Annotated in this window: 7 protein-coding genes; 2 read left to right on the top strand and 5 right to left on the bottom strand. The window is 63.6% G+C overall.

The genetic code is table 11. The features are described from left to right. Positions 1 to 333: 333 nt before the first annotated feature. Positions 334 to 2,298: a DEAD/DEAH box helicase gene (locus tag E8A46_RS11360; protein WP_291560499.1), complete on the bottom strand. Its 1,965-nt coding sequence runs from the start codon at positions 2,296 to 2,298 to the stop codon at positions 334 to 336. Positions 2,299 to 2,825: 527 nt separating this feature from the next. Here E8A46_RS11360 and E8A46_RS11355 point away from each other — a divergent pair. Next, on the top strand, positions 2,826 to 4,976 hold the full coding sequence (locus tag E8A46_RS11355; RefSeq protein ID WP_291560497.1) for a methyl-accepting chemotaxis protein: 2,151 nt from the start codon (positions 2,826 to 2,828) through the stop codon (positions 4,974 to 4,976). Positions 4,977 to 5,055: 79 nt separating this feature from the next. Here the strand turns inward: E8A46_RS11355 and E8A46_RS11350 are convergent, their stop codons facing one another. Further along, positions 5,056 to 6,006: a threonine/serine dehydratase gene (locus E8A46_RS11350; RefSeq protein WP_291560504.1), complete on the bottom strand. Its 951-nt coding sequence runs from the start codon at positions 6,004 to 6,006 to the stop codon at positions 5,056 to 5,058. A gap of 76 nt (positions 6,007 to 6,082) precedes the next feature. On the opposite strand from E8A46_RS11350, the gene E8A46_RS11345 reads away from it, so the two are divergent. Then, complete coding sequence (locus E8A46_RS11345) at positions 6,083 to 6,400, top strand: ArsR family transcriptional regulator (RefSeq protein ID WP_291560496.1); 318 nt, start codon at positions 6,083 to 6,085, stop codon at positions 6,398 to 6,400. 52 nt (positions 6,401 to 6,452) lie between these two features. Here E8A46_RS11345 and cydX read toward each other — a convergent pair whose 3' ends face one another. From cydX to E8A46_RS11330, 3 genes are read right to left on the bottom strand one after another with little or no spacing between them, the layout of a single operon-like run. Continuing rightward, positions 6,453 to 6,584, bottom strand: coding sequence for a cytochrome bd-I oxidase subunit CydX (cydX, locus tag E8A46_RS11340; RefSeq protein ID WP_291560493.1), 132 nt, complete (start codon positions 6,582 to 6,584; stop codon positions 6,453 to 6,455). A gap of 23 nt (positions 6,585 to 6,607) precedes the next feature. Beyond that, on the bottom strand, positions 6,608 to 7,762 hold the full coding sequence (gene cydB / locus E8A46_RS11335; protein WP_291560491.1) for a cytochrome d ubiquinol oxidase subunit II: 1,155 nt from the start codon (positions 7,760 to 7,762) through the stop codon (positions 6,608 to 6,610). Positions 7,763 to 7,792: 30 nt separating this feature from the next. After that, positions 7,793 to 9,358, bottom strand: coding sequence for a cytochrome ubiquinol oxidase subunit I (locus tag E8A46_RS11330; protein ID WP_291560489.1), 1,566 nt, complete (start codon positions 9,356 to 9,358; stop codon positions 7,793 to 7,795). Positions 9,359 to 9,453 lie beyond the last annotated feature (95 nt).

The raw sequence follows: 9,453 nt of genomic DNA, 5'->3' as shown, positions 1-9,453 counted from the left end.
ACGCCCTTGGCATCGGTGGCGATGCTGGAAAAGTTGGCACTGTTGAAAATCGCGCTCTGCAGCGCACCGATCCGGGCGCCGGTCTCGTCGCTTGAGTGGAACACGGCATCTCCCCAGTGAATCCAGCACGTTAGCTGGTCGATTGCGCGAGAACCGCGGCTTTTTTGCGGGCACCACGGCTAAAGCGGCCGCTCCGAGCCCTATCGGGGCCGAGGCCTATTCGCGCCGGGGCGAAAGGTTCCACGGGTTTTGTAATTCTTTTCAGAACGGCTCTTTCCTGGAAGCACGCGATCGGCAGCGATCGCGGGGTGCCGATCGCGCCGTTCCCAAGCCTCAGCCGCGGCGATTCTCCTGCTTTGCCTTGTTTCCGAACGCCGGCTTCGCGGCAGACGCGCCGGCGGGCCGCGGTTTTCCGGCATGGGCGGGCTTGTCCGGGTGCCGCTTTTTCTTGCTGTAATTCGCTTCCTGGCCAAATCCCGGCCCGCTTTCGCCGTGGGGTTTGCCGTGTTGCCGCGGTCCGCGCCCCTCGCGCGACCGGTCGTTGTGAGCGGCGCCGCGGCCGGTTTCATCGCTGTCATGCCGGGGCGCGTGCGGCCGCTTTTCCTGCGGCGACTGGCCCTGGGGAGCATCCGCCAGCGGCTCGATACGAATGTTGTCTTCCTTGTCGGGACGCCGGATCTTGACGGCGAAGGCGTCCGCGACCCGTTCGGAAATTTCGAACTCGGTGGTGGTGTCGAGAATGCGGATGGCGCCGATGTCATGCTTGTCGATGCCGCCACGGCGGCAGATCATCGGCAACAGCCAGCGCGCCTCCGCGTTCTTCTTCCGGCCGATGGCGGCGCGAAACCACACGCTGCCCTCCGCCATGACGTGACGCGGCGATGGTTTTCCCGGCTTCGACCGCGGTCCGCTGGCGCGATCGTCGCCGCGCGAGGTTCGGCCGTCTTTTTCCCGGCCACGATCGTCGCGGGATCGGCCAGCGCCCTGGCCGGGATCGAGAATGTCCTCGGGCGAGGGAAGCCGCGCGCGATAAAGCCGGGCCAGCGCCGCGGCAATATCCTCGGGCGAGCGCTCGGCGAGCAGGGCCCGCGCCAGGATCAGATCGTCGGCGGTGGTCTCCTCCGTGAACAGGGCGTCCTTCAGCATGCGCTCCTGATCGAGCTTGCGAATTTCATCCGCGGTGGGCGCGGTGCCCGGGATGGCATCGATGCCGGCGAGATTCAGCAGCAGTTCCGCGCGGCGCTTTTTCGCCGAAGGCACCAGCAGGACGCTGACGCCCTTGCGGCCGGCGCGGCCGGTGCGGCCGGAGCGATGCTGCATGACCTCGGCGTCATTGGGCAGTTCGGCGTGAATGACGAGGTCGAGGTTGGGTAGATCGATGCCGCGCGCCGCCACGTCGGTGGCCACGCAGACGCGCGCACGCCCGTCCCGCAGGGCCTGCAGCGCCTGGGTTCGCTCGTTCTGCGTCAATTCTCCCGACAGCGCGACCACCGAGAAGCCGCGCTCCAGAAGCGTCGCCTGCAAATGCCGCACCGCATGTCTGGTGTTGCAGAACACCAGCGCGCTCGGCGATTCGAAAAACCGCAGCACATTGACCACGGCGTGCTCGACATCGGCGGGAGCGATCCTGATGGTCCGGTACTCGATATCGGCGTGGCCGCCCTCGTCGCCGGCGACTTCGATGCGAAAGGCCTGTCGTTGATATTGCTTGGCCAGGGCGACGATGCCGCGCGGCAGGGTCGCCGAGAACAGCAGGGTGCGGCGGGTGTCTGGCGTGGTCTTGAGGATAAATTCCATATCCTCGCGAAAACCCAGATCGAGCATCTCGTCGGCCTCGTCGAGCACGACAGCCTTCAATTCCGAGACGTCGAGACGGCCGCGCCGCAAATGATCGCACAGCCGCCCCGGCGTGCCGACCACGATGTGGGCGCCCGCGGCAAGCTCGCGCTGTTCGCGGCGCGGATCCATGCCGCCGACGCAGGAAACCACGCGCGCGCCCGCATATTGATAGAGCCATGCCAGTTCGCGATGCACCTGAAGCGCGAGTTCGCGGGTTGGCGCGACGATCAGGGCGAGCGGCGCGGCAGCCGGCTCGAACCGCTCGGCTCCCGCCAGAAGATTACTCGCAACGGCCAGCCCATACGCGACGGTTTTGCCCGAGCCGGTTTGCGCCGAAACCAAGAGGTCGCGGTCGACGGCCGCGTCCGCAAGCACGGCGGTCTGCACCGGCGTCGGAGAATCGTAATTGCGCTCCGCCAGGGCTCGGGCGAGCGGCGGATGTGTGGTCGGGAATGTCACGGGATGGCGGACCTTGGTTGGTGTTGGGCGACGGAAGTTGGGACGGGCCTCGAACCGAACGCGTCGAAGCTGCGTGCCCGGCAGATGCCGCGGTCGCGAGGGTGGCGGATTTGAGTGAAGTTGGCTGTGCTTTAGGCCATCCGGCGCCAAAGCGCCATTGATTGCTGGCCCTTTCGCGCAGAATCGGCCGGCCGAAGCCGCCACAATCGCCCAATTGCGCCATAAAACGTCAGATTCCGGCAGCCGTCGCACGATGCCTGCTTCGGCTTGGCGCGGGACGTGTTGTCGGCGCAAACCCTTTACGACCAGGACGTGGTTGCCGAGCCGGGCTCTCCGCCGCCTTCGGCCATGGTGCGGGTAGTCGTTTGATCGACCCGCAACCGCGCTTTGCACCGTAGTCCCACGGGCCGGAAAATTAACGGGAACTGGTAATTTTGGCGTTAACCCTTCCTGAAGGCTTGGACACGGCTACATCGAGTCGCGTGCAGCAGTCGCAATTGCAATGCAACCCTGACCGGGAACAGCCAATGCGCAGCAACCTTCCTGTGACGACCGTCGAATATCCGATCACCGATGCCACGCTCATCGTTTCGAGGACGGACCCCAAGGGGCGGCTGACCCATTTCAACGACGACTTTGTCCAGGCGTCGGGCTTCACCGAAGCCGAGCTAATGGGCCAACCGCACAACATCATCCGTCATCCGGACATGCCGCCGGAAGCGTTCGAGAATCTCTGGGATACCTTGAAGGCCGGCAAGCCGTGGGTTGGTGCCGTGAAAAACCGCCGCAAGAACGGCGATTTCTACTGGGTGTTGGCGACCGCATCCCCGATCCGGGAGAACGGCCAGATCACCGGCTTTACGTCGATCCGGACCAAATTGCCCGCCGATCAGCGCGCGGAAGCCGAACAGGTCTACGCGGCACTGCGCGCGAAAAAGGCGCACGGCTACAAAATCGATGCCGGCATCATTCGCCGCCGCTCGCCGCTGGATGCCCTCGCGGTCTTTACCCGCACCCTGAATGCACGGTTGATCACGCTGGTTGCGATCCTGGGGCTGTTCATGCTGACCATCGGCTTGACCGGCATCCTGGCAACGCGCGAGAGCAACACCCGGATGAAATCGATCTACGAGGACCGCGCGGTGCCGCTGGCGCAGCTGTTCGAGATCAACGACCGCATGGCCAACAATACCATCGTGCAGTACGACGCCATCACCAACGGCCGCACCGGCAAGCCGGTCGGTGACGTCGCAGGCAAGATCGCTACCAATATCGCGGTCATCTCAAAGACCTGGAGCGAGTATATGGCAACCTATCTCACGCCCGAGGAGAAGGGCGTCGCCGACAGCTTCGTTTCAACGCGCAAGAACTATGTCGAGAACGCCATCCGGCCGGCGCTCGCACTGCTTGCCGATCGGAAATATGACGAAGCTGCCGTGCTTCTGGCCGGCAAGGCGAGCGAGGCGTTCGGTTCGGCCAAGCAGGATCTCGACAAGCTGGTAGCGATTCAGGTCAAGGAAGCCAAGGCGGAATACGACGCGGCCGCGCGCCAATACATCGTCGTGATCGGGATTGCCGCCGCCATCCTCGCCACGGGTCTGCTATTGGGCGGATTCCTCAGCAGGCAAACCATCGGTGCCATTGTCCGGCCCCTTAAGGGCCTGAACGATACGATGTTGCACATCACCCAAGCCAAGTTTGATAGCCGCATTGTTGTCGAACGCGACGATGAAATCGGGGAGGCGCTGCGCAATCTGCAAACGGTGCAGGCCATCGTGCGCTTCGACCGCGAGGAATTGAAGGCGACCGAAAGGCGGGCGGCCCTGCTGCGCAAGGCGGACATGAACAAGCTCGCCGATGCATTCGAAGGCGCGGTCGGTGAAATCGTCGAGACGGTGTCGTCGGCGGCGACCGAGCTGGAAGCGTCCGCCAATACACTGACGGCAAGCGCCCAGCGGTCGCAGGGACTGGCGATCACGGTCGCGGCCGCGTCGGAAGAAGCTTCCACCAACGTGGAATCGGTGGCCGCTGCCAGCGAGGAGCTGACTTCGTCGGTCAACGAGATCAGCCGTCAGGTCCAGGAATCGTCCCGAGTTGCCGCTGAGGCGGTGGGTCAGGCGCAGAAGACCAATGACCGCGTCGGTGAATTGTCGAAGGCTGCTGCACGTATCGGCGACGTCGTCGAACTGATCAACACCATCGCTGGCCAGACCAATCTGTTGGCGCTGAACGCCACGATCGAGGCGGCGCGGGCCGGTGAATCCGGTCGGGGCTTTGCGGTGGTGGCGTCCGAAGTCAAGGCGCTAGCCGAGCAGACCGCCAAAGCGACCGGCGAGATCGGTCTGCAGATCACCGGAATCCAGGCGGCAACGCAGGACTCGGTGGGCGCGATCAAGGAGATCGGCAATACCATCGGCCGGATGTCGGAGATCTCCGCGACCATTGCGGCCGCGGTGGAAGAGCAGGGCGCGGCGACGCAGGAGATTTCACGCAACATCCAGCATGCCGCCCAAGGCACGTCGCAAGTCAGCGCCAATATCACTGAGGTGCAGCGCGGCGCCAGCGAAACCGGTTCGGCCTCATCGCAGGTTCTCTCGGCGGCGCAGTCGCTGTCGGTCGAGAGCAACCGCCTCAAGCTTGAGGTCGGCAAGTTCCTCGATTCGGTGCGCGCCGCCTGACAATCCGGGGCCTAAGCGCCATTGATTGCTGGCGCCCACAATCGCCCGAAATCGTTCATAAAACCCGATATCGCTGATGTCAGCGGTCGAAATCGACCGCGGTCGTATTGCCGCCACAAATAATGACGGCGACCCGTTCTCCGCTCATGGGCTGATAGGCGCCGCATAACAGGGCCGAGAGCGCCGCCGCGCCTCCCGGCTCCGCGACCACCCGCAACACCTGCCAGAGCCGCTTCTGGGCCGCCAAAATCGCGTCGTCGGCAACGCGCACGACACGATGCACATGGCTTTTGGCGATTGGAAAAACCCGGTCGCCGACCCGGCGCGGCGCCAGCGAATCCGCCGCCAAACCTCCGGCTTCGGCATCGACGGGATGACCGGCCTCCAGTGCCTTGGTCAGCGTCGGGGCGGCGAACGGCTCGACGCCGACGACTTTGATACGGCTCGCATACCACGCGGCAATTCCCGCGATCAGGCCACCGCCACCGACCGACACCAAGAGCGTGTCGATTTCCGGGGCCTGTTCGTCGAGCTCGATGCCGATCGTCCCCTGCCCGAGCATGGTCTCGTCCTGGTCGAAGGCGTGCACCGGCATCGCCCCGGTTTTCTGGACCCACGCCTCGCTCGCGGCAAGCGCATCGGCGTAGCGGTCCCCTTCGATGACGAGGTCGGCACCGTAGTCGCGGATACGCTGCACCTTGGCTGGGGAGGAAATGCTGGGAACGAAGATCTTGGCGGGCACCTTGAGCATCATGGCCGCATAGGCGACCGCCGCGCCGTGGTTGCCCCCCGAGGCCGCGACCACGCCTGCCGCCGGCACCTTGCGGGTCAAGAGGTTTGTGAAAGCGCCACGGACCTTGAAGCAACCGGAGTGCTGAAAAAGCTCCAGCTTCAAACAAAGGTTGCCCGACTTGAGACCGACATCGGCGCCGTCGATCGTGATCACCGGCGTGCGCCGGATGTACGGCCGGATAAGCTGCTCGCAGCGGCTGATGTGCTGCTGGTTGACCGTATCGGACACGCTCGACATCGGACCCCCCGGATATTTCCGCTCCACCCCGAGCGAGGGGCGTTGACATGAATTAGTTCTTTGGCTAATTGGCAATATGCCTAACGATGACGACGACGTCAACATGGCCTTGCGCGCGCTCGCCAGCGATCGGCGGCTGCTGATCCTGGAGTGGCTGAAGCATCCGAAGGATCATTTCCGGGCGCAGGTCGACGGCGACCTCGTTGCCGACGGCGTCTGCGGCGTGCTGATCGCCGAGAAGCTCGGGGTGACCCAGCCGACGATCAGCGAGCACCTCAAGATCCTGTCGCAGGCCGGATTGCTGAATTCCAAACGGGTCAAGCAATGGACGTTCTACAAACGCGACGAAGCCCGTATCGCGAAGCTCAAGCGCGCCATCATGGCAAGGATCTGAGGGCCGAAGTTGCCGCGTTTCGGTGACCGCCGACGGCCCTGCCGTTACCAGATCAGGGTGTCGGCACCGGAGGCGCCGTCACCTCGTCTTTTTCGCGGACGGTGCGCAGCTCATACCAGAGCGCGTTGAGAATGCCGACGGTGGCGGCAAGTCCGAGGCCGAGTATCCAGGCAAAATACCACATTGTTTCGTCTCGCTCTCGCTCGCTTAGTAGGCCGACGATCCGGCATTCTCAATGGTGGTTGCGCTGACCTTGCCCCACAACACCTTGTACACCCAGGCGGTGTAGGCGAGTACGATCGGCAGGAAGATCACGGTCGCGATCAGCATATTGCGCAGCGTCGCCTGACTCGATGAGGCATCGAAAACGGTGAGCGAATCGCCGGCGTGCGTGCTCGACGGCAGGATGACGGGAAACATCGACAGGCCAACCGTCGCAATGATGCAGGCGACTCCGAGCTTGGAGGCGAGGAAAGTCAGGCCTGCCCGGCGGGCGCGGAAACCTGCCGCAGCCAGCAACGGCGCGACCACCCCAAGCAGCGGCACAATGCCGAGCCATGGCGTGGTGCGGAAGTTCTGCAGCCACGCGGCCGGATTGATCACGACCGTTTTGCCGAGCGGATTGGAGGGGCCGTCCCACACGATCGGGCTCGTCACCTGGTAGCCGCCGAATGCGCCAAACCAGACCAGAACGCCGCCGCCCGCGAACAGAACCGCGGCAATCAGCGCCGCCTTCGTCCCAATTGACGCGGCCCGATCGGCGACCGGGCCGTCCGCCTTGAAAGTAAGCCAGGCCGCGCCGTGCATGACGAGCATGGAGAGCGACACCAGCCCGCAATAGAGCGCCAGCGGATTCAGCAGGCCGAACAGCGTGCCCTCATAAATCGGACGGAGATCGTCGGTGAAATGGAAAGGCACGCCCTGCAATGCATTGCCGACCGCGACGCCGAGGATCAGCGCCGGCACGGCACCGCCGACGAACAGCGCCCAATCCCAATTTCGGCGCCACGCCACGCCGTCGCGCTTCGAGCGGTACTTGAAGCCGACCGGCCGCAGGATCAGCGCGAACAGCACCAAAAACATCGCGAGATAGAAGCCCGAGAAGCTTAGTGCGTAGAGCGCCGGCCAAGCCGCGAAAATCGCCCCGCCACCGAGAATGAACCAGACCTGGTTGCCTTCCCACACGGGACCGATGGTGTTGATGGCGACACGCCGCTCGGTGTCGGTCTTGGCCACGAAGGGCAGCAGCGCGCCAACCCCCATGTCAAATCCGTCGGTGACGGCGAAGCCGATGAGAAGAACACCGAGCAGTATCCACCAGATCAGGCGGAGCGTGGTGTAGTCGAACAGAGTATGGATCATGACCGTGTTTCCTTGACCAGGATGTGGGGATCACTCAGCCGGCTGTCGGGCGAAGTCCCCGAAAGGGCCGGCCTCGCCTATCACGGCGTCCGGACCCTTTTTGATCGCTTGCAACATCAGCCTGACTTCGATGACGGCAAGGACACCGTAGACCGCAGTGAAGCCGACGATCGTCAGCACCAGATCGGAGATACCGAGTTCCGAAGTTGCGAGAAAAGTCGGCAGCACACCGTCGATGATCCAGGGCTGGCGTCCGAACTCGGCAACGAACCAGCCCAATTCCGCGGCGAGCCAGGGCAATGGCATGGCCCAGAGCGCGAGCCGGAACAGCCAGCGCGGCGCCGTTGTTTCCCGCATCGTGTACCAAAGCGATACCACGAATACAGCGAGCAGCGCGAAGCCGAACAGCACCATGAAGCGGAATGCGAAAAAGATCGACGGGACGCTCGGCACGGTCGACCAGGCCGCATCGTGGATCTGCCCGGGTGTCGCCAGGAGCGGATTTTCGACATAGCGCTTCAACAGCAGGGCATAGCCGAGATCGCCGCGAGCCTTGTCGAAGACGGCGCGGGCGGCGGGGTCCGCATGGTTCTTCTTGAGCTTTTGCAGGGCGTCGTAGGCGACGAGGCCGTTGCGGATATTGGCTTCGGCCTTGTTCACGAGATCGAAGATCCCGGGGATTTGCTGGTCGATCGAACGGGTGCCGATCAGCCCCATCACCCACGGAATCTCGATGGCATAGCGCGTCGTGCGCGTCTGCATGTCCGGAATGCCGAATGCGGTGAAACCGGCCGGCGCCGGTTCCGTCTGCCACATCGCCTCCATGGCGGCGAGCTTCATCTTCTGGTTGTCGGTGATGGTGTATCCGCTTTCGTCACCCAGCACGATGACAGACAGGGCGGCCGCGACACCGAACGCCGATGCGATCACGAACGACCTTTTGGCAAGCTGCACGTTGCGGCCGCGCAGAATGTAGAACGCCGAAATGCCCAGCACGAAGGCTGCCCCGCAGACATACCCTGCCGACACGGTGTGCACGAACTTGGCCTGGGCGGTCGGATTGAACAGGACCGACACGAAGTCGGTCACTTCCATTCGCATGGTATCGGGATTGAAGACCGCACCGACCGGATTCTGCATCCAGCCGTTGGCGATCAAGATCCACAGCGCTGACAGATTGCTGCCCAGCGCCACCAGCCAGGTCACGGCAAGGTGCGCGCGCGGGGACATTTTGTCCCAGCCGAAGAAGAAGAGGCCGATGAAGGTCGCTTCCAGGAAGAAGGCCATCAACCCTTCAATCGCCAGCGGCGCACCGAAAATGTCGCCGACATAATGCGAGTAGAAAGCCCAATTCATGCCGAATTCGAATTCCATGGTGAGGCCGGTGGCGACACCCAGGGCGAAGTTGATGCCGAACAGCAGGCCCCAGAACTTGGTCATGTCGCGCCAGATGGCCCGGCGTGTCATGACATAGACGGTCTCCATCATCGCCACGAGAACGGACAATCCCAGCGTCAGCGGCACGAACAGGAAGTGGTACATCGCCGTCAGCGCGAATTGCAGCCGCGACAGTTCCACGAGCAGGGGATTGGTCATGTCAGGTCCCTTTTCAAACGTCGCAGTCAGCTAGCCTTGGCGAGCCGGCCCAACATTGAGGGAGATCAACGGACATCCCCCAAGATCAATCAATA

The organism is Bradyrhizobium sp., from assembly GCF_004799445.1.
Classification (GTDB): Bacteria; Pseudomonadota; Alphaproteobacteria; order Rhizobiales; family Xanthobacteraceae; genus Bradyrhizobium.
Note: the sequence above shows the minus strand (reverse complement) of the source record. Positions and strands in the feature narration are given on the sequence as shown.

Excerpts from the sequence above, each read along its gene's own strand:
- cydB (WP_291560491.1), bottom strand. The coding sequence starts at position 7,762 with ATGATCCATACTCTGTTCGACTACACCACGCTCCGCCTGATCTGGTGG.
- E8A46_RS11345 (WP_291560496.1), top strand. The coding sequence starts at position 6,083 with ATGCCTAACGATGACGACGACGTCAACATGGCCTTGCGCGCGCTCGCC.
- E8A46_RS11350 (WP_291560504.1), bottom strand. The coding sequence starts at position 6,006 with ATGTCGAGCGTGTCCGATACGGTCAACCAGCAGCACATCAGCCGCTGC.
- E8A46_RS11355 (WP_291560497.1), top strand. The coding sequence starts at position 2,826 with ATGCGCAGCAACCTTCCTGTGACGACCGTCGAATATCCGATCACCGAT.
- E8A46_RS11330 (WP_291560489.1), bottom strand. The coding sequence starts at position 9,358 with ATGACCAATCCCCTGCTCGTGGAACTGTCGCGGCTGCAATTCGCGCTG.
- cydX (WP_291560493.1), bottom strand. The coding sequence starts at position 6,584 with ATGTGGTATTTTGCCTGGATACTCGGCCTCGGACTTGCCGCCACCGTC.